The organism is Pseudomonas sp. BIGb0176, from assembly GCF_024810175.1.
Taxonomy (GTDB): Bacteria; Pseudomonadota; Gammaproteobacteria; order Pseudomonadales; family Pseudomonadaceae; genus Aquipseudomonas; species Aquipseudomonas protegens.
This window is the reverse complement of record NZ_JANUEC010000004.1, coordinates 504402-525198: the sequence shown is the minus strand read 5'-3', so window position 1 is coordinate 525198 and position 20797 is coordinate 504402. Positions and strand designations below refer to the sequence as shown.

The following is a 20797-nucleotide window of genomic DNA, read 5'->3' as shown; positions in this document are numbered from 1 at the left end:
GGGGTTAGTCGGATTCAGGGCCGCGCAGGTTTTCAAATTGGGACATGCCGTCGGGAATCAGATTGCGCACGATGGCCGCGAAGTCGGCGTTGACCAGGTTCTTGGCCCGGTTGAGCAGCACCGGCAACGGGCTCGAAGGCTCGTGGCGGCTGTAGTAGGCCAGCAGCCGGTCAAGGCTGCGCAGCACGTCTTCGCGGCTGCTGATCTCGCCGGAAATCCGTACCGGGGCTGGCGCTGCGGGCGCACCGGGCTCTTCGGTGGACGGCCCATCGGCGTGTTCCTCGACCGCGTTCTGCGCGCCTTGCGGGGCGTGCTGGCCCAGCACCTGCAGCGCCAGGCGCAGGGGTTGCTTGAGGGCCGTGAGGTCTACACCGCTGGCCGAGCCTACTTGTTCGCTGACCTGTTTCTCGATGCTTTCGGCCGCCGAGCGGGCTGCGTTCAAGGCGCTGCGAATCGCATCCAGGTGCTCGGGGTCGCTGTCTTGCAGGGCGCCGGCCAGGTGGTCGGAGCCCAGGCTCTCGCCGGAAAAGTGCTGCAGGCCGGCGGCGTTCAGCGCGGCTCGCAGGCTCACCGGGCCGAAGGTCCGGGAACGGGTCAGGATGGCTTCGCGGAGCAGGCCGATGGTGGTGTCGGACGCCAGGCCGGCCAGGGCGTTGATACGCACCGTGGGGTCGTTGTCGTCGTCGGCGTCCAGGCGCGGATGCAGGTCCGCCCAGTAATCCCGGAGCAGGCCGTCGATCAGTTCGAGGCTGGTGGCCAGGCCCGGCAGGCCTTCGAGGGCCAGGGTGCTCTGCAGGAGGAAGTGGGTGATGCGCAGGTCTTTGCTGCGCGCCAGCAGGTCCAGGCTCTGTTGCTGGATGCTGCGCCAGTCCGGCGGCTCGGCCGGCAGGATCGAGTCGCCCATGCTGCGCTCGGGCTGGCCCTGTGCGGCCCGCTCCAAGTGCAAGAAATCCGCGTCATATTCCAGGTCTTCGCCACAAGGCGAAGTTGCTGAAACCGCGGCGAGCAACATCGGTACATCCACCTGGTTTGATCTCCCTATCAGCCTGCAGGACAGTCAGGCAATTAATGCACTAGTTTGTTTGTGAACTCGCGCACATTTCTTGGTTTATATGGACTCGTTGATACTAGTGAGCCATCATCCGTGTTCAAGAAGTTGTGCATTTTTGGTGTAGTAGTTGTGCCTTGTCAAGGTAAGCTATTCGCCCCGCATGACAGTGTTATGTCGCCTTATAGCTCCTTGACCGGCGAGTCAGATCGGGGCGGTACGAAAAGCTTTTGTCATGCGTGTAGTTTAAGTTAAGCGATCATGCTGTGAACGGCGCTGTTTAAAGGATTTTTTGCGGACTTTTCATTTTTTCACGGAACTTTTTTCCCTTCGCCGGTTCGCACGCGGAAGTACAGCAAGGAGGCGCGATGTCGCTGTGTTTGACTATCACTAGTTATCACAAGATTACCCCTGGTCAATGCCCTGAAAAACTAATGGACCAGGGAATGATGGCAATTGGCCGCAGTTCCGATAATGACTGGGTACTTCCTGATCCCGAACGCTTAGTTTCCGCGCGGCACTGTGTCATCCAATACAAGGATGGCCGTTATTATTTGACCGATAACAGTACTAATGGTGTGGAGTTAGTCCGTGCCGGTATTCGTATGCGCCGGGGTAGCAGCGAGCCTCTGGAAGATGGCGAGGTTATTCGCATTGGCGATTATGAAATCAGTGCGCGCATCGATTTCAGTCTGAACCGCCCGGGGGCTGAACCCTTTTCCGGGGACAGCTCCAATAGTTTCGAGGCGCTGATGGGGCGTCAGGCGGCTTCGCCGACCCCCATCGAACCGATTTCCATGGCCCCGGTGGCGCACTTCCAGGGTGCCTCGGCCCAGGACACCTTTCCCGATCTGTTCGACTTTCTCGCCCCCAGCGCGACCCCGCCGGCCACCCAGCCGGACCACGTGCCGGCCGAGCAGCACGATTTTCGCCCGCCGACCCCCACCGCGGTGCCCCAGCCCGTGGCACCGCCTGAGCCATCGGCGCCCCAGGGCGGGGCGGTGATTCCGGAGGACTGGGACCTGTTCGGCTCGACGCCCGCAAGCCCTGCGCCAGTGCCCAGTACGCCGCCCGTGGTTGCCCCGCCGGTGGTTGCTGCCGCGCCGATTGCCCACCAGGCCTCGTTCGCGGCAGAACCCGCGCAGCCGCAGCCGCAGCCGCAGCCGCAGCCGCAGCCGATCGCCCAGGCGCCCGTGGCACCGGTGGTTTCCGAAGTGGAGCTGGCTCCTGTTGTCACGCCCGCGCCGGCCCCGGTCGCCCCCCAGGGGGATCTGCTCCAGGCCTTCCTGCGCGGGGCCGGGCTCGATCAACTGCGTATCGAGCCGCAGCAGGCCCAGGCCCAGATGGAAAGCCTGGGTCGCAGCTACCGGTTGATGGTCGAGGGCCTGATCGATGTGTTGCGTGCCCGCAGCAGCCTCAAGGGCGAGTTCCGCATGCAGCAGACGATGATCCGCCCGGTGGAAAACAACCCGCTGAAGTTCGCCCCCAATGTGGACGAGGCGATGCTCCTGCTGCTGCGTCACAGCAACCAGGCATTCATGGCTCCGGATCAGGCCGTGCAGGACAGTTTCGATGACCTGCGGGCGCACCAGCTGGCGGTCATGGCCGGTGTGGAAGCGGCCATCAAGCACCTGCTGGGGCGCTTCGAGCCCACTGAACTGGAAGCTCGCATGGCTCGCCCCGGCGGCCTGGGCAACCTGTTCAGCGGCTCGCGCCAGGCGCAGAACTGGCAGCAGTTCACTGCACTCTACAAACAGATTTCCCAAGAGGCCCAGGACGATTTCCAGGACCTCTTCGGTCGTGAGTTCAGCCGCGCCTATGAAGAACACACCCACCGGCTGCGCCGTTCCTGAGCGCGCCTGGAACACCCGAAAAACACGGATACACGGACAGCTGATACGTCATTGAGGACGCAGGATGATTCAACGATTGCTGACATTGGTTGCCATGCTGGTACTGGCGGCCTGTGCCAAGGACACACCACCTCCCGGCGAACCGGCCAAGGAAGCGCCCGGCGCCACGACTGTGGAGCTGCATTTCCAGGCGGTCAGCGGGCTCAACCCCGGGCCTGATGGCCAGAGCACGCCGGTGCGGGTACGGATCTTCGAGCTGAAGAATCCGGCCACCTTCATGCGCGCCGACTACTTCGCCCTGGCGGAGCGGGCGCCGGCTACCCTCGGCCCGGACCTGATCGACCAGGATGAAGTGCTGGTCAAGCCCGGCGACCAGTTCACCCTCAAGCGCACCCTGGACCCGGCCACCCGTCAGGTCGGCCTGCTGGTGGGCTATCGCGAAGTGGACCAGGCCCTGTGGCGGGTCGGGGTCAACACCGCGCAGCGCCTGAGCAACCAATATCAGATCGTCCTCGACGTCCGCGCGGTCAGCGCCGAGCTCGTGGCATCCCCATCCAGCCCTGCCCAATAGGCAATCGGAGCAACCATGTCCTGGAACAATCGCGTGGTCTGGTCGGAAGGCATGTTCATTGGAACCCAGCACTTCCAGCAGCATGACCGTTACCTGGAAAACCTCATCGACGCCCGCAGCCGCCCGCTGTCGACGGGAGCCTGGGGGTTCTCCGAGCTGCGTATCGATCAGGGCCTGCTGGCCCAGGGCAAGCTGGCCATCGTCAGCGCCCGTGGCCTGCTGCCCGACGGCACGCCGTTCAACATTCCCCATGACGACCTGGCGCCCAGCCCGCTATGCATCGACGACAACCTGCGTGACGGCCTGGTGTACCTGGCGCTGCCCCTCAAGCGCGCCGGCGCCCGGGACACCGTGGACGAAGGCGAAGAGCTGGGCGGTGCCCGCTACCTGAGCCAGGTGCGCGAGGTGCGTGACGACAACGCACCGTTCGAGAACCGCGCGCCGGTGGCCGTGGGCTCTCGTGCCCTGCGTCTGCTCACCGCCCAGGACGGCCTCAGCGACTACGCCGCCATTGGCGTGGTGCGGGTCAAGGAGAAACGCGCCGACCGTGCTCTGGTGCTGGACGACAGCTACATTCCGCCAGTGCTGGACGTGGCCGCGTCCAAGCCGTTGAGCGCCTTTCGCAGCGAGCTGCTGGGCCTGCTGCACCAGCGCGGCGAGGCGCTGGCCGGGCGCGTGGTGGCATCGGGCGCTGGGGGCGCTTCGGAAATCGCCGACTTCATGCTCCTGCAACTGGTGAACCGCGCCCAGCCCCTGGTCAACCACCTGAGCCAGATCAGCCCGCTGCACCCCGAGCGCCTGTTCAGCGAGCTGGTGAGCCTGGCCGGCGAGTTCTCGACCTTCACCCACAGCGCCCGGCGCCCTGAGCAATACCCGCAGTACCAGCACGATGAGCTGGCCATGAGTTTCGCCCCGGTGATGCAGGCCCTGCGTGAAGCGCTGTCGATGCTGATCGACAGCAAGGCAACGCCGATCCCCATCGTCGAGAAAGCCTACGGCGTACACGTGGCGATGCTGGCCGACCGCACCCTGCTGGAGAACGCCAGCTTCATCCTGGTGGTGCGTGCCGACGTGCCGGGCGAAACCCTGCGCGGGCGCTTCGCCCAGCAGAGCAAGGTGGGTTCGGTGGAGCACATCCGCGACCTGGTCAACCTGCAGCTGCCGGGCATCGGCCTGCTGCCGCTGCCGGTGGCGCCGCGGCAACTGCCGTACCACGCAGGCTCGACCTACTACGAGCTGGACCGTGGCAGCGAGCACTGGAAACAACTGGTTCACTCCGGCGGCTTCGCGTTCCACGTCGCGGGAGAATTCCCGGGCTTGAACCTGGCCTTCTGGGCCATTCGAGGATAAGTCGCGATGCATCCTTTCGACGATTCGCCAGGGCAGCCGTCCCCGCCCAACGACCGTACCCAATTCATGCCGCGCCCCGGTGGCCGTGCTCCCGAGCCCGGGCGCCCGGCTGCTGCGCCCGCGCCGTCGCTGGCCATGCCGGCGGCGCCGCTGCCGGCCGGCCAGGCCCGTGGCCTGAACCCCCTGGAAAGCGCCGCGGGCCCACTGCTGGCCTTGCTCACAAGGCTGCGCAGCACCCTGGCGCACCCGGCGCCGGCCAGCCTGCGGGCGCAACTGCTGGCCTACCTGCGCCAGTTCGAGGAGCGCGCGGAAGCGGCCGGCGTGCCGCGCAACGACGTGCTGCTGGCGCGCTATGCGCTCTGTACTGCCCTGGATGAAGCCGTGCTGAGCACGCCCTGGGGCAGCACCAGCGACTGGGGCAAGCAGAGCCTGCTGATCACCGTGCACAACGAGGCCTGGGGCGGCGAGAAGGTCTTCCAGCTGCTGGAGCACTGCCTGCAAAGCCCGCGCGAGCGCCTGTACCTGCTGGAGCTGTTGTACCTGTGCATGTGCCTGGGTTTCGAAGGCCGCTACCGGGTGATGATCGATGGTCGCAGCCAGCTCGAGGCCCTGCGCGAGCGCACCGCGGCCACCATCCGCAGCGCCCGTGGCGAGCACGAGCGCGAGCTGTCGCCACACTGGCGCGGGGTCACCGTGGCCCGTGACCGGCTGGCCCAGTTCATGCCGCCCTGGGTCGGCATCGCCATCGGCGTGGCCTTGCTCCTGGCGCTGCTGTTCGGCCTGCGCCTGAAACTGGCGGCGGACGCCGAGCCGGTGTTCAAGAACATCCATGCCCTGGGCGAGATCCCGGTGCAGACCCTGGACCGCCCGGTGATCCAGCCGAAGATTGTCGAGCGTCCGCGCCTGGCGGGCTTCCTCGCCGAGGACATCAAGGCCGGGCGGGTGGCGGTGGAAGATGCCGTCGACCGTTCGGTGGTGACCATCCGTGGCGACGAGCTGTTCGCCTCGGCCAGCGCCAGCATCCTCGACGACTACCAGCCGCTGATGCTGCGCATCGCCGACGCCGTGCGCAAGGTCAAGGGCCAGGTGCGGATCACCGGCCACAGCGACAACCGACCGATCGCCACCTTGCGCTTCCCGTCCAACTGGAAGCTGTCCCAGGCGCGCGCCGAATCGGTGTTGCAGATCCTCGCGGCGAAGACTGGCCAGCCGGAGCGCTTCAGCGCCGAAGGCCGCAGCGACACCGAGCCACTGGCAACCAATGCCACCGCCGAAGGGCGGGCACGTAATCGTCGGGTAGAAATCAGCGTATTGGCGGAGGGGGTCGAGTGAAGGCGTTTTTCAGTTTTGTGATTCGCTGGGTGATCCCGCTGCTGGGGCTGATCGCCCTGAGCCTGATCATCTGGTTCATTGGCCCGTTGCTGGAGTTCCTGGTACCGGAAGGCCGGCGTTGGGCGCTGATCATTTTCATCTTCGCGCTATGGATCGGCTACCGGGTGTTTTGCATCATCCAGGCCCGTCGGAATGCGGCCAAGGTCTTGCAGAGCCTGGCCGCCGACACCCCGCCGGACCCGGACAGCGTGGCCACTGCCGAGGAACTGGCCGCCCTGCGCCAGCGCATGGACGAAGCCCTGGCGCTGCTGAAGAAGGCCAAGCTCGGCGGTGACGAGCGACGCAATCTCTACGAGCTGCCGTGGTACGTGATCATCGGTCCGCCGGGTTCCGGCAAGACCACCGCACTGGTCAATTCCGGCCTGCATTTCCCCCTGGCCGCCCAGTTGGGCGCCGGTGCCGTACGCGGCGTGGGCGGCACCCGCAACTGCGACTGGTGGTTCACCGACCAGGCCGTGCTGCTCGATACCGCCGGCCGCTACACCACTCAGGACAGCCATGCCACGGTGGACAAGGCAGCCTGGCTGGGCTTTCTCGACCTGCTGAAAACCCAGCGCTCGCGGCGGCCGATCGATGGCGCCTTCGTTGCCATCAGCCTCTCCGACCTGTTGCTCGGCAGCGAAGCGGAGCGCGCTGCCCACGCCGCAGCGATCCGCCTGCGGATCCAGGAGCTGTACACCCAGCTGGGAGTGCGCTTCCCGATCTACCTGATGCTCACCAAGCTCGATCTGGTGCCGGGTTTCATGGAGTTCTTCGACTCCCTGAGCAAGGAAGAGCGGGCCCAGGTCTGGGGCATGACCTTCGCCCTGGACGACGGCAAGAGCGGTGACAGCCCCCTGGCCCACCTGCCGGCGGAACTGGCGGCCCTGGAGCAGCGGCTCAACGAGCGCCTGGTGGAACGCCTGCAGCAGGAACGCGACCCGGCGCGGCGCGACCTGATCTACGGCTTCCCGCAGCAGTTCGCAGCGCTCAAGGAATCCTTGCAGAGCTTCCTGGAAGGGGTGTTCAAGCCCAATGCCTTCGAAGAGCGGGTACTGCTGCGCGGGGTGTACTTCACCAGCGGCACCCAGGAAGGCAGCCCGATCGACCGCCTGATCGGCGCCATGGCCCAGAGCATGAACCTGGACCGCCAGCACCTGGCGCGGCAGACCGGCACCGGGCGCAGCTACTTCATCGAGAAGCTGTTCAGTGCCGTGGCCTTTGCCGAGCGCGGGCTGGTGGGGGTCAACCCCAAGGTCGAGCGCCGGCGCAAATGGATCGCCCGTGGCGCCCTGGCTGGCACCGTAGCCCTGGTGCTGGTGGTCAGCACCTTGTGGATCATCAGCTACAGGGCCAACCAGGCCTACATTGCCCAGGTCGACCAGCGCGTCGGCCCGGTGCGCCAGGACGTGCAGAACCTCAGCCCGGCCCAGCGCGATGTGCTGGCGGTGCTGCCGCTGCTCAACGCCACCCGCCACCTGGCCGGCGACGCCCCGGGCTGGGCCGAAGGCCTGGGCCTGTACCAGGGCGACATGCTCGAAGCCGAGTCCGCCAGCGTCTATCGCAAGCTGCTGGTGGCGGTGTTCGCCCCACGGTTGATGACCCGCATCGAAGAGCAACTGCACAGCGGCGGCAACTCGGACTTCCTCTACGAGGGGCTCAAGGCCTACCTGATGCTGGCGGACAGCGAGCACTACGACCCGGACTTCATCAAGGCCTGGATCACCCTGGACTGGGATCACACCCTGGCCCGCGACCTGCCGCCCGAGCAACGCCAGGCCCTGACCGGCCACCTGCAGGCGCTGTTCGAGAAGCATCCGCCCAACGCGCGCCTGGACCAGCGCCTGATCGACGACCTGCGCCGCCAGCTGCAGCAGCTGCCGGTGGCCCAGCGGGTGTATGACCGGGTCAAGCGCGCCAAGCTGCCGGACGGCGTGCCGGACTTTCGCCTCAGCGAGGCCGGTGGCCGTGACGCCGCGCTGGTGTTCACCCGCAAGAGCGGCAAGCCGTTGAGCGAGCCCCTGAGCGGGCTGTTTACCGCCAAGGGCTACCGCCAGGGCTTCCTCCTGGCCAGCCTCAACCAGGCAGGCACCCTGGCGGAAGAACAGTGGGTGCTGGGTCGCGATCAGGCCGACCAGCAGAACGTCGCCAGCCTTGCCGCCGACGTGCGCCGCCTGTACTTCCAGGATTACCTGCGCCAGTGGGACGCCTTGCTGGCGGACATCGACTTCGTGCCGATCACCAGCGTGGCCCAGGCCGCCGACGTGCTGCGGATTCTGTCCGGGCCCACTTCGCCGCTGAAGAAACTGTTGGTGGCCGTGGCCAAGGAAACCGACCTGCAACAGGAAGAACGCCTGCTGGCGGCCCAGGGCCAGAAGGTCGAGGGCGGTGTGGACCAGCTCAAGCAACGCCTGGGTACCCTGCTGGGCCAGGAACAGTCGGCCAACCCGGCTGCCGTGGCCAGCAGCGAAGACCCGGTGAGCGCGCACTTCGCCGAACTCAACAGCCTGGTGAGCAAGGGCGAGGGCGAGCCGGCGGCCATCGACGGCCTGCTGGCGGACATGAACGCCCTGTACGTGCAGGTCAGCGCCATGGTCGGGGCCAGCGGCGACGCGCTGCTGGGCGAGGCCAAGAACCAGGCCAGCGCCGCTGCGGCGCGGGTCAGCCTGACCGCCGAGCGCCAGCCTCCGGTGGTCCAGGGGCTGGTCAAGTCGGTGGTGGGCTCCACCACCAACACCATGATGGGCGGGGTGCGCAACCAGCTGAACGCGGCCTGGGTCAGCGAAGTGGTGAACGTCTATCGCCAGTCCCTGAGCGGCCGTTACCCGATGTCGCCGGGCAGCTCCCGGGACGCGACCCTGGAAGACTTCGGCCAGTTCTTCGGCACCGGCGGGGTGATGGACAACTACTTCCGCAAGTACCTGCAGCCCTACGTCAACACCTCGACCACCACCTGGAGCTGGCAGCCAGGCGCGGCGCAGAAGCTGGGGATTTCCCCTGGCGTGCTGCAGACCTTCCAGCGCGCTTCGAACATTCGCGACGCCTTCTTCCGCTCCAGTGGCGGTACCCAGCCGGCCGTGCGTTTCGAACTCAAACCGGTGGCGATGGACGCCAATATCAGCCAGTTCCTCCTCGACCTGGACGGCCAGCAACTGAGCTACGACCACGGCCCGAGCCGGCCGGTGGCCATGCAATGGCCCAACCCGGGGAGCATCGGCGTGGTGCGCCTGTCGATCATGCCGCCTTCGGCCACCGGGCGTTCCGGGATCACCCTGGATGGCCCCTGGGCCTGGTTCCGCCTGCTGGAGCAGTCGGACCTGACCGCCACCAATTCGCCGGACCGCTTCAACCTGCGGCTACGGGTGGACGGTGCGAGCATTTCCTACGAGCTGCGGGCCAGCAGCGCCTTCAACCCGTTCAAGAGCCGAGTGCTCAGTGGCTTCAGCCTGCCGGAGCGGCTATGACGACGCCCGGCCTGTACGGCAAGTTGGCCAGCCGCGGCGATTTTGTCAGCCGTGGCCTGCCGCAGAGTTTCATCGGCCCCTGGGACAGTTGGCTGGCGGCGGGGCTGCTGGCCAGCCAGAACGCCCTGGGCGAGCAGTGGCTGAACGCCTACCTGATCAGCCCGTTGTGGCGCTTCGCCCTGGCCCCTGGGGTCTGCGGGCCCCAGGCGGCGGTCGGGGTGGTGATGCCGAGCATCGACCGGGTGGGGCGCTATTTCCCCCTGACCGTGGCTGCGCTGCTGGAGCCCGAGGCTGACCTGGCTTCGTTGGTCGGCGGCCCGGAGCAGTGGTTCGAACAGGTGGAAGAGCTGTTGCTGGCGACCCTGGAAGAGGGCGCCAGTTTCGAAGCCCTGGAAGAGGACTTGCAGGCCCTGGGCGCGCCAAGCCCGGCCAGCCGGATCGAAGGCAGCCACTACGCCGGCCTGCAGCGGTTTTACGTCAGCGATCCACAGGCCCGGGGCGCGGTACTCGCGGCCCAGGCCTGCGCGGGATCGAGTGCCTGGTGGGGGCGCGGTTCGCAGTACATCAGCCCAATGCTGTTGCGCTGCCAGGGCCTGCCGCCGGCCAGTGAATTTGCGCAATTTTTGCTCGGACAAGAGGGTGCCGTCTAAATGCGTTCAGCGCCGCAACTGTCCTACCAGTCCGCCAGCTACAGCCATGTCGGCATGGTGCGGAAAATCAATGAAGACGCCTGGCTCGAAGCCCCGGAGACCGGCCTGTGGCTGGTGGCCGACGGTATGGGCGGGCACGCCGCCGGGGACTATGTCAGCAGCCTGATCGTCGACAGCCTGCGGGCGGTTCCGGCCGCCGACAGCCTGGACGACTATGTCGCCGCGCTGCGCAACGGCCTGGCCGCGGTCAACGCCGCGGTGCGCGAGGAAACCGCCAACCGTGGGGTGACCATGATGGGCAGCACCGTGGTGCTGCTGGCAGTGCGCGGGGCCCGGGCCGTGTGCCTGTGGGCCGGCGACAGCCGCCTGTACCGGTTGCGGGACGAACAGCTGGAAGGCATTTCCCGGGACCACAGCTACGTCCAGGACCTGCAGGACAGCGGCCTGCTCAGCGAGGCCGAGGCGCGGGTGCACCCGCGGGCCAACATCGTGACCCGGGCGATTGGCGTCGAGGCCCAGCTGGAGCTGTCCCAGGTCGACCTGCAGGTGCAGGACGGCGACACCTTCCTGCTGTGCAGCGACGGCCTGAACAAGACCGCCGAGGACTTTGAGCTGCGTGACGTGCTCAGCCACAGCGAGCCCAATGACGTGGTGCGCAGCCTGATCCACCTGGGCCTGACCCGGGGCGCTCCGGACAACATCACCGCCATCGTGATCAAGGCCGCAGGACACTGACCATGGACATTCTGATTCCCGGCTTTGACATCCAGGGCGAAATTGGCGAAGGCGCCATGGCCAGCGTGTACCTGGCGACCCAGCGTTCCCTGGAACGCAAGGTGGCACTCAAGGTGATGGCCGCGGCGCTGGCCGCCGACCCGAGCTTCTGCGAGCGCTTCCTGCGCGAGGGCAAGACCCTGGCGCGGCTGTCGCACCCGCACACCGTGACCATCCACGACATCGGCAATGTCGGCGAGCTGTACTACATGGCCATGGAGTACCTGCCCAACGGCACGCTGAAAGAGCGCATCGCCGCCGGGCTGACCCCGGAGCAGGGCCTGACCTATATCCGCCAGATCGCCTCGGCCCTGGGCTATGCCCATGCCCAGGGGCTGGTACACCGCGATGTGAAGCCGGCCAACATCCTGTTCCGCGCCGACGGCACCGCGGTGCTCTCGGACTTCGGCATCGCCAAGTCCCTGGACGACCGCACCCAGTTCACCCAGGCCGGTTTTGCCGTAGGCACCCCGAGCTACATGAGCCCCGAACAGGCTCGTGGCCAGGACATCGACGGCCGCGCCGACCTCTATGCCCTGGGGGTGGTGCTGTATGAAATCCTGGTGGGCGAGCTGCCTTACAACGGCACCGACGCGCTGTCCACGGCCCTGGCCCACCTGACGGAGCCGCTGCCGGAGCTGCCGCTGCACCACGGTCGCTACCAGCACATCCTGCGCAAGCTGCTGGCCAAGGACCCGGCCGAGCGCTACCCGGATGCCGCCGCCTTGCTGGCGGCCCTGGACAACCTGCCGGCCGCCACCGCCGAGGTGGAAGCGACGCTGATCCAGCCCTTGCCGCTGCCACCCCAGGCTGCGTCGCAGCCTGTACCTCAGGGCAACGACCTGGCCGGGCTGACCCCGGTGTCCATCGAGATCCCGCAGCAGGCGCCCCGACCGGCGCCGCGCCGCGAGCCGCCCGAGGAGCCGCCCGCGCCGCCGCGCACGGCCAATCTGCCGCCAGCCGGCAGCGGGCCTTCCGAACAGCGGCGCGGCCCGGTGCTGGCCCTGGCTGGGGTCGCCGTGGCGGTGGCCCTGGCAGTGGCGGGCGCCGGTTATTGGTGGCTGTCGGGCGACAGCCCGGCGCCAGAACCCAAGACCGCCTCGACAGCCGGCACCACGCCTGCGGTGGTGGCGCCCCCGGCCAGTCAGCCGGTGGCCGCGGATGTCGACGGCGGCCAGCGACCGCTGCTGATGCCGGGCAAGAAAACCTTGTTCCAGCGGGTGCTGAGCAAGCCAGGGGCGAGTTTCTCCAGCGAGCCTGGGGCTGCGCCGGGCCAGGCGGTGCCGGCGTTCTCGGTGCTCTACGTGTATCAGCGCAAGAACCTCGACGGCCGCTCCTGGCTGCGCCTGGGGGCCGCCAGTGACGGTCGCAGCGCCGGCTGGTTGCCGGCCGAACAGGTCAGCGACTGGAAGCAGAGCCTGGTGCTGAAATTCACCGAGCGTTCCGGTCGTGCACCGGTGATGTTCGTGCGTCAGGCCAGCGAGCTGGAGCGTTTGTTGGCGGACCCTGCGGCGGCCAAGAACCTGCTGCTCAAGGCACAGAAGAACCCCCAGGACGAACAGCAGGTGCTGGCCCTGGAACCCAACGCCAGCGCGGTGCCACAGGACCAGTTCTACCTGCTGCCGATCTTCGATTCCAAGGAGAGTTTCGACGACAACGGCCAGCCGGTGCAGTTGCTCAATGTGGCTTCCATCGACCCGGGCAACAGCCCGCAGAGCATCAGTGACAGTAGCGGCAAGCGCCTGCCGGCCAATGCTCCTCCGGCGGCCGGCGATGCCTTCCGCACTGCGGTGGTGCTGGTGGTGGACACCTCGGTGTCGATGCAGCCCTACATCGACCAGGTGCGCGATGTGGTGCACGAGCTGCAAAGCAAGATCGCCCAGCGCGGCGAGCTGGACAGCGTCAGCTTCGGCCTGGTGGGCTTTCGCAACAACACCAGCAAGACCCCGGGCCTGGAGTACGTGACCAAGACCCTGGTGACCCTGGACCAGGGCCGCGATCCCCAACGCTTCCAGGAGCTGGTGAGCCAGGTCAAGGCCACCAGCGTCTCCAGCCACTCGTTCAACGAAGACGCTTTCGCCGGGATCATGCAGGCGGTGGAAGGCATGGACTGGAAGGGCTACGGCGGACGCCTGATCCTGCTGGTCAGTGATGCCGGCGCCCTGCGCAAGAACGATCCCTACAGCCGCACCCAGATGAACGAGGCGGAAGTGCGCCAGGCGGCTTTGGGCAAGCAGATCAAGATCTACGCCCTGCACCTGCGCACCGACGCCGGCAAGAAGAACCATGCCCAGGCGGAAACCCAGTACCGGGTGCTGACCGCCGACGCCAACCCGAAGATCGGCGACCTGTACATTCCGGTGCCCGGTGGCGATGTGGGCAAGTTCGGCGAGCGGGTCGACGAGATCGGCACGGTGTTCGCCGACCTGGTGCATCAGGTGCGCAGCAACCAGAGCCAGGAAGTCCCGGTGCTGGCGGCGGCGCCGAGCATCGCGCAGAAGTCGGCGGCCATCGGCTACGCCATGCACATGGATTTCCTCGGCCGCAAGTCCGCCAGCCAGGCGCCCCAGCTGGTCAGCGCCTGGACCGCCGACCGCGACCTGACCAACCCGGCGCTGCCGGCGTTCCAGGTCTGTGTGATGCTCACCAAGCTGCAACTCAACGACTTGCAGCAGTCGCTGAAACTGATCGTCGACGCGGCGCGCAAGACCCAGACCTCGCCCAAGGATTTCTTCCAGGAAATCGCCAGCGCCAGTGCCTACATGAGCCGCGACCCGTCGGCCCTGCGCAAGGGCGGCAACCTGGCCGACGGCGGCGTGCTGGGGGAATACCTGGAAGGCCTGCCGTACCGCAGCAAGTCGCTGAACATGACCCAGGACCTGTGGCTGTCCCTGAGCGTGGCCGAGCAGGAAGACTTCATCGACGAGCTGGATTCGAAGATCCGCCTCTACGAAACCTTCCATAACGATCTGGCCAACTGGGTGCGCTTCGGTGATGCCGAGCCGGGTGATGCCCTGTACCGCGTTCCGTTGTCGACCCTGCCGTGATGCTCAATCTGGCGCAGGTGCACAAGAGCCGCGGCGATGGTCGCCAACGCTACAGCCTGGTGATCCCCAGGCTGCAACTGCGTGCCGGTGATCAATTGGCGGTGGTCGGCCCCAGCGGTTGCGGCAAGAGCACGCTGCTGGACCTGCTGGCGCTGGTGCTGGCCCCGGATTCGGCGGCGCGCTTCGAGTTCTCCCCGGCCAGGGATGCCATCGACATTGCCGGGATCTGGCGCGGCGACGGCCACAGCGCGCTGGCGCAGTTGCGCAGCCGGCACCTGGGGTATGTGCTGCAGACCGGCGGCCTGCTGGGCTTTCTCGACGTGCGCGCGAATATCAGCCTGCCCCGGCAGTTGCTGGGGCTGGCGGACGAGGGCATTCCCCGGCGCCTGGCCGAGCGCCTGGAGATCGCCGACCAGCTGCACAAGAAACCCGCCGCGCTGTCGGTGGGCCAGCGCCAGCGGGTCAGCTGCGCCCGGGCCCTGGCCCACAACCCTCAGGTATTGCTGGCGGACGAGCCGACAGCGGCCCTGGACCCCTTGAACGCCCAGCGGGTGATGCAACTGCTGGTGCAGCAGTCGCGGGACCAGGGGGTGTGCTGTGTGATCGCCACCCACGACGAACCCCTGGCCCGGGCCAACGGCTTGCAGGTACGACGCATCGCCTGCCAGCGCGACGCCGATGGCGGAGTCACTGCCACGCTTGGGGAGGCCTGCTGATGCGCGCCTCACTGACCGCGGCACTGGCCTGGCAGGACTACCGGGCCGACAGCTGGCTGTCGGCCTGTTCGGTGCTGGCCCTGGTGGCGGTGATCGCCCCCTTGCTGGTGCTGTTCGGGCTCAAGTTCGGGCTGGTGAGCAGCCTCACCGAGCGCCTGGAAAAGGACCCGGCGGTGCGCGAGATCATTCCCCTGGGCGGCGGGCGCTTTAGCGCCGACTTCATCGCCCAGTTGGGGCAGCGTCCGGACGTGGCCTTTGCCTTACCGCGTACCCGGCAGATCGCCGCCACCGCGGACCTGTCCCGGGGCACGGGGGATATCGGCCTGACCGTGGAAATGCTCCCCACCGCGGCCGGCGACCCCTTGCTCGGGCGCTTGCCGGCGCCCCGGGGCATGAGTGGCGTGCTGCTCAGCCGTACCGCCGCCGAGAAGCTTGGGGTGCAGCCGGGGGACTGGTTGCAGGCGACCTTTGGCCGGCAGGTGGCGGGGCGCAGCGAGGTACAGCGGACCCGGGTCCAGGTGGAGGGCGTTCTGCCGCTGGAGGCCTTTGCCCGGGACGCGCTGTTCGCCCCGCTGGCGCTGCTGGAGGCCGCCGAGGATTACCGCGACGGACGCGCTGTGGCGGCCCTGGGCTGGCTCGGCGATGCCCAGGCAACTGCCGGGCAGCGGGTTTACCCGGCGTTTCGCCTGTATGCCCGCGACCTGGGGGATGTCGAGCCATTGCGTCTGTATTTCGCCGAGCGCGGCCTGCTGGTGTCGACCCAGGCCCAGACCATAGCCCAGGTGCAGTCCTTGAGCCGCAACCTGGCCATCGTCTTCTGGGTGATCGCCGGGCTGGCCCTGGCGGGTGCCTTCGCGGCGATCTTCGCCGGGGCCCTGGCGGCGGTGGAGCGCAAGCGCCGGGAGCTGTCGGTGTTGCGCCTGCTGGGGTTTTCCACCGGTGCGCTGCTGCTGTTCGTGGTGGCCCAGGCGCTGTACAGCGCCGGTTTTGCCGCGCTGTTGAGCGGCGCCCTGTATGGCCTGGCCCAGGCCGGGCTGAATCATTTGTTCATGCAGGCGCCCGGCGAATACGCCAGCCACCTGCTGCCGGCCCATTACGGGCTGGCCCTGTTGGCGACGCTGGGCGTCAGTACCCTGGCCGCCGCGCTGGGCGGCTGGCGGGTGTCACGCATAGAAGCCTGTGAAGGAATTCGCGATGTATAAGTTGATCAGCACCGTGCTGGCCATGACCCTGGCCGGGGCCGTGTGGGCCGAAGAGCCGGCGAACAAGATGGACAACCCCAAGCCGTTGCCGGATGACGTCAGCCTGCCGCTGCCCTGCGACGGCGAGATGGTGTTCCGCTACGTCTACGTGCTGGCCCAGGGCACCCTGGACGACCGTGAGGTGAACCTCGGCTACCCCTTCAGCGAGGGCGAGAGCGGTTACCAGCAGTCGTTCATTTCCGGTTACCGCCGGGACTACATCAACGGCCAGTTCACCCTCAAGGACCTGCCCAGTGCCTGGGGCAAGACCATTGGCCCGGCGCTGCCGAAAAGCGGCGCCGGGGTGCCCCTCAAGCCAATGCTGTATTTCATCGGCAAGTACGAAGTCACTGCCCGCCAGTACGCCCAGGTCATGGCCCAGGCCCAGTCCCTGGCCAGTGGCGAGCCGGCCCCGGCCTGCGAGGCGCCGGACGGCCTGCAAGGGCGCCTGCCCAAGGTCAAGCTGTCGCGCTTCGAGGCCGAGCGCTTTGCCGCGGTGTACAGCGCCTGGCTGATGAAGAACCACCGCGACCTGCTGCCGGTCAGCGGCCGTGGCAGTTCCTCGGAAGATGGTGGCCTGGGCTTTGTGCGCCTGCCCACCGAGGTGGAGTGGGAATACGCCGCCCGCGGCGGCCAGGCGGTCAGCCGCCAGGAGCTGGAAGGCCGCCTGTTCCCGCGGCGCGTGGAGGGCAGCGAAGACGACGGCCCGCTGGCGGACTGGGCAGTGTTCAACCAGGTGGCCGGCGGTACCGGCCAGGCCGCGCGCCTGATGCCCATCGGTACCAAGCTGCCCAACCCCATCGGCCTGTTCGACGTGATCGGCAACGCTGCCGAGATGGTCCAGGAGTCCTTCCAGCTGGTGCGCGCCGGGCGCCGCCAGGGCACCTACGGCGGTTTCGTGGTCAAGGGCGGCAACTACCTGGAAGGCGAAGGCACGCTGTTCACCGGGATGCGCCGCGAGTACCCGCTGTTTGGCGCCGACGGCACTGAGCAGAGCAACGAAACCACCGGTTTCCGGGTGGCCATCGGCGCGCTGTCGGCGCCCCGTTCGCGCTACAAGGAGCTGTTCGCCCAGTGGCAGAAGGAGGGCCGCCTGGCGTCCCTGACCGATGCAATCGACGACGCCCAGGACCCCACCAAGCGCCTGGACGCCATCATCGCCGCCAGCGTCGACCCGCGCCTGCAGGCGGAGCTGGGGCTGGTCAACGAAGAGCTCAAGCGCAACGTCTCGCTGATCGCCCAGCAGCGCGAGGAGGCGGCCGGCAACCTGATCCAGTCGTCGGCCCTGGTGGCCGAGACCATCAACAACTACAACATCCGCCTGACCAACCTGAAGAAGAGCCAGCAGCAGGCCATCGATGCCAAGGACGAGCCCAGCGCCAAGCTGTTCGCCGAAGCCATCGACAACGGCCGCAGCGCGCTGGACGGGGCGGTGGCGATCTACATCGACAACCTGGCCACGGGCACCCGTTACACCGACGCGGTGATCCAGGCGCAATTTCAACGAATCAAGGAAGAGCTCAATCGCAAGCCGGTGCTCGGCAAGAGCCTGGTGACGCGCGCTACGTTATTCGTTCGCCATGTCGGGAATTATCGCCAGCAACGGCGAGCCGACCCGGCGACGATTTTGAAGGAACTGCTCGCATCGACCGGTCAGAAGTCATGACCGGCCGCTGTCTGTCGAGCCTGGAGGATCTCGGACGACATTGCGTCGCGCCGAGTTGGTCAAACTTAATCGAGATCACGAACATGCTTTTTTCCCGCAACCCATTTGCTTCAACGTCCAAGCGTCACCTGCTGTTGGTTGCCGCCGGGTTCAGCACCGTATTGACCGGTTGCGCGACCTCTCCGGTGTCCAAGGTCGCCTCGACCACCAAAGTCGAGTACTACCCGAGCTGCTACGAGCCGGTGCAGCACCTGCGCGCCACGGATTCGGACATGACCAAGTCGGTGGTCACCGGTGCTGCCCTGGGCGCTGCCGGCGGCGCTTTGCTCGGTGCCCTGACCGGTGACGGCGACCACCGTGGCCGCAACGCCGCCATCGGTGCCGCAGGCGGTGCCCTGGCCGGTGGCGCAGCCGGTTACTACACCGAGCGCCAGAAGCAGATCGCCGACGACAACCAGCGCATCGCTTCCTACGCTGCCGACGTCAACAAGAGCGCGGCCGACATCGACCGCAGCACGGCCTATGCCCGCGCTTCCCAGACCTGCTACCAGCGCGCCTTCGACAGCCTGATCAGCTCCCGCAAGGCCAATACCATCAATGACGTGGAAGGGCGCAAGCGCCTGGCGGAAATCGTCAGCGGCCTGAAAGAGTCCAACGACCTGATCACCGCGGTGAACGGCCGTGCCAGCGAAGACCTGAGCAAGTACAACCAGGCCTACGAGCAGGATCTGCAGCAAGTGGGCGTGCAGCGTACCGACGTGGTGAAAGTCGCCACCGCCGATACCACCACGGTGACCACCGGTGGCAAGAGAAAACAGCCACAGAAGGTCAAGCAGCCCAAGCTGCCGACCGTGCCTCAGGAAGCGGTGAGCACCGAGAGGTCGATCCAGGATGCCAAGATCAAGCAGGCCGAGAGCAACAAGGTCGCGACCACCGGCCAGACCCAGGTCAACAGCATGTGCAAGAACCCGGACCTGGGTGACTGGGCACCGGTGCCTTGCCCTAACGTCTGAGTTGGCGATTGTCTGACAAGATGTCGCGATAAGCGTTGAACGCCAGCCGATCTCCGAGCAATCGAACAGATCGGCTGGCGCTCTTCGAGTTACAGGTTAAACTGCGCCGGCCATCCAATAATTCCACTGAGGCGCCGTGCATGAAATTCCGTTTTCTTCTCTGGGTGCTTGGCCTGTTGATGGGCAAAGCCAGCCGCAACAATCCTGCTTTCCAGCAACAGTTGGGTGACAAGGAGCTGGTGTTCCAGCTGCAGACGCTCGACGGCAAGGTTGCTCGGCATTTTTTCGTCAAGGACCAGCGCGTCACCAGCCGTTCGGGGTTCTATCCCGAGCCGGCATTCGCCATCGCCTTCAAGGATGCCGCCTACGGCTTCGCCACCCTGCAGGCGAAGAACAAGCAGTTGGCATTCATGACCGGTATTCAGGACAAGTCGATCCAGATCAAGGGCAACCCGGCCCTGGTGATCTGGTTCCAGGGGCTGACCAAGTACCTGAAACCGAAAAAGGCCAAGCCCAAGGCTTGACCGGGAAACTTCGCCGGCAAGCCGCCTCCTGCAGGAGCGGGCTGGCCGGCGAATGGGCTCAGGCCTGGCTGAACTGCGAAGCCAGTTCCCGCAGCAGTACTTCGGCTTCCAGCACCTTGCTCACCACGTCGTCCGCCTTGTCCCGGGTCAGGCCCAGGCGTTCCAGCAGGGCGTCGGGGATATCCTCGTGGGGCCCGGAGCCGATGCCCCGGCTGCGCAGCAGGCGCACGGCCAGGCACACCAGGTTCGGGTACTCGGCATAGGCGCCGTCGTAGCTCGGGTCGTGCTGGAAGCGCAGGGCGGTGCACAGCTCTTCCGGCATGTCCCAGTAGCGCATCAGCCAGGCGCCGATCTGTTCGCGGCTGATACCCAGCAGGTGCTGCTCGACATAGCTGTGGCACAGGTGCGGGTTGACCTCCAAATGCCGGCAGATCAGCGAGAAGTGCGGCGGGAACACGTGGGCCAGCAGCAGGTAGCCGAAGTTGTGCAGCAGGCCGGCCAGGTAGGTCAGGCCGGCTTCCGGGCGCTGGGCACGGGGCATGGCGCGGGTCAGGCCCTCGATCACCGCGGCGGTGTAGATCGACTGCTGCCAGTAAGGCGTGGCGTGCTGCGGCTGGTCCTTGGGCAGGCTCAGGGTCTTGCCCAGGGCCAGGCCCAGCGCCAGGTTGATCACCAGGTCGAAGCCCAGCACGCGGACGATGGCGTCTTCCACCGAGCGGATCTTGCCGGGCGAGGCGTAGTAGGGCGAGGCGGCCCAGCTGACCACCTGGGCGGCCAGGGCCGGGTCGGTTTCCACCACACCGGTGATGTCGTCGATGGTGGCGTTGGGGTCGACCCGCAGCTTGATGATCTTCTGTGCGGTTTCCGCCAGGGGCGGGATCTCGATGGTGGCTTCCAGGCGCTGCTGGATGCGCCGCGCGGTGAAGGCCTGCATCGCCTGGGAGATCTCCTCGCGGTCATCGTCCGGGCGGTCGAGGTTGGGGCGAATGCTGCTCAGGGGCTCGCCGAAGTTGCCGGCGCTGGCTTTGCTGAGCATGCTCTTGAAGGCTTCGCTGGTGATCTCCAGCAGTAACCCGGGCTCGCCGGAGTTGATCAGCAGGCAGGGCTCGCGCAGCAGGCTTTCTTCGTACAGGCACGGTGAGCTGGTGAGCGCCGGCAGGCCGGGCAGCAGGCTCAGGCTGTGCTTGCCGAGCATGCGCTCCAGGCGTTCGGTGGAAACGGCGGTCAGGCGGCGGCCGGTGAGTTCGGCCAGGCGGTTGAGGTCCAGTAACTGGCTCTGCGGGAACAGCACCATCAGCGCGCCGACGGCGTCGTCCAGCAGTACCGCCTGGACCTTGCGCGCAGCCGGCAGGCCCGGCTGGTCGATCACTTCGTTGTAGCTGATGGCCAGCTTGCCGAGCAGCAACCGGATAACAGACGGAGCGTGTGGGGTTGCAATGTCGAGGGCAACTTCTGTCATGGTCTGGTATCCGTTTTTCTACAATTTGACGAGTATAACCAGCTTGGTTA

Annotated in this window: 15 protein-coding genes; 13 read left to right on the top strand and 2 right to left on the bottom strand. The window is 66.8% G+C overall.

Annotated features, from left to right (window positions below; translation table 11 throughout):
- Positions 1–4: 4 nt before the first annotated feature.
- On the bottom strand, positions 5–1024 hold the full coding sequence (tssA, locus tag M2395_RS25490; protein WP_041752688.1) for a type VI secretion system protein TssA: 1020 nt from the start codon (positions 1022–1024) through the stop codon (positions 5–7).
- 392 nt (positions 1025–1416) lie between these two features.
- Between tssA and tagH the strand changes: the two genes are divergently transcribed.
- The 13 genes from tagH (at position 1417) to M2395_RS25425 (ending at position 19288) form a co-directional block, all read left to right on the top strand.
- Positions 1417–2901, top strand: a complete 1485-nt coding sequence (gene tagH / locus M2395_RS25485) for a type VI secretion system-associated FHA domain protein TagH (protein WP_123431116.1) — start codon at positions 1417–1419, stop codon at positions 2899–2901.
- 64 nt (positions 2902–2965) lie between these two features.
- Positions 2966–3472, top strand: coding sequence for a type VI secretion system lipoprotein TssJ (gene tssJ, locus M2395_RS25480; RefSeq protein WP_011064252.1), 507 nt, complete (start codon positions 2966–2968; stop codon positions 3470–3472).
- Positions 3473–3487: 15 nt separating this feature from the next.
- Positions 3488–4822: a type VI secretion system baseplate subunit TssK gene (tssK, locus tag M2395_RS25475; protein WP_011064251.1), complete on the top strand. Its 1335-nt coding sequence runs from the start codon at positions 3488–3490 to the stop codon at positions 4820–4822.
- Positions 4823–4828: 6 nt separating this feature from the next.
- Positions 4829–6154, top strand: coding sequence for a DotU family type VI secretion system protein (locus tag M2395_RS25470; protein WP_011064250.1), 1326 nt, complete (start codon positions 4829–4831; stop codon positions 6152–6154).
- Positions 6151–9657 carry a type VI secretion system membrane subunit TssM gene (gene tssM / locus M2395_RS25465; RefSeq protein WP_053160448.1) on the top strand — a complete coding sequence of 1169 codons (3507 nt, stop codon included), beginning with the start codon at positions 6151–6153 and terminating at the stop codon, positions 9655–9657. The genes M2395_RS25470 and tssM overlap by 4 nt, the downstream gene beginning before the upstream one ends.
- On the top strand, positions 9654–10307 hold the full coding sequence (gene tagF / locus M2395_RS25460; protein WP_123431115.1) for a type VI secretion system-associated protein TagF: 654 nt from the start codon (positions 9654–9656) through the stop codon (positions 10305–10307). The genes tssM and tagF overlap by 4 nt, the downstream gene beginning before the upstream one ends.
- Positions 10308–11042 (top strand): PP2C family serine/threonine-protein phosphatase, encoded by a 735-nt coding sequence (locus tag M2395_RS25455; RefSeq protein ID WP_053160444.1) that lies wholly within the window; start codon positions 10308–10310, stop codon positions 11040–11042.
- A gap of 2 nt (positions 11043–11044) precedes the next feature.
- Positions 11045–14128, top strand: coding sequence for a serine/threonine-protein kinase (locus M2395_RS25450; protein WP_123431114.1), 3084 nt, complete (start codon positions 11045–11047; stop codon positions 14126–14128).
- Complete coding sequence (locus M2395_RS25445; RefSeq protein ID WP_123431113.1) at positions 14128–14844, top strand: ABC transporter ATP-binding protein; 717 nt, start codon at positions 14128–14130, stop codon at positions 14842–14844. The genes M2395_RS25450 and M2395_RS25445 overlap by 1 nt, the downstream gene beginning before the upstream one ends.
- A complete protein-coding gene (locus M2395_RS25440; protein ID WP_015637478.1) occupies positions 14844–16046 on the top strand; it encodes an ABC transporter permease in 1203 nt (400 codons plus the stop codon). Before M2395_RS25445 ends, M2395_RS25440 begins: the two co-directional genes overlap by 1 nt.
- Before the next feature lie 22 nt (positions 16047–16068).
- A complete protein-coding gene (locus M2395_RS25435) occupies positions 16069–17751 on the top strand; it encodes an SUMF1/EgtB/PvdO family nonheme iron enzyme (RefSeq protein ID WP_232643851.1) in 1683 nt (560 codons plus the stop codon).
- 83 nt (positions 17752–17834) lie between these two features.
- A complete protein-coding gene (gene tagQ, locus M2395_RS25430; protein ID WP_011064242.1) occupies positions 17835–18764 on the top strand; it encodes a type VI secretion system-associated lipoprotein TagQ in 930 nt (309 codons plus the stop codon).
- A 140-nt stretch (positions 18765–18904) separates the two neighbouring features.
- Positions 18905–19288: a hypothetical protein gene (locus M2395_RS25425; protein ID WP_015637475.1), complete on the top strand. Its 384-nt coding sequence runs from the start codon at positions 18905–18907 to the stop codon at positions 19286–19288.
- Positions 19289–19346: 58 nt separating this feature from the next.
- Here the strand turns inward: M2395_RS25425 and M2395_RS25420 are convergent, their stop codons facing one another.
- The gene (locus tag M2395_RS25420; RefSeq protein ID WP_123431111.1) at positions 19347–20747 is read right to left on the bottom strand and encodes an aminoacyl-tRNA deacylase and HDOD domain-containing protein; all 1401 of its coding nucleotides are present in this window, start codon (positions 20745–20747) and stop codon (positions 19347–19349) included.
- Positions 20748–20797: the final 50 nt, after the last annotated feature.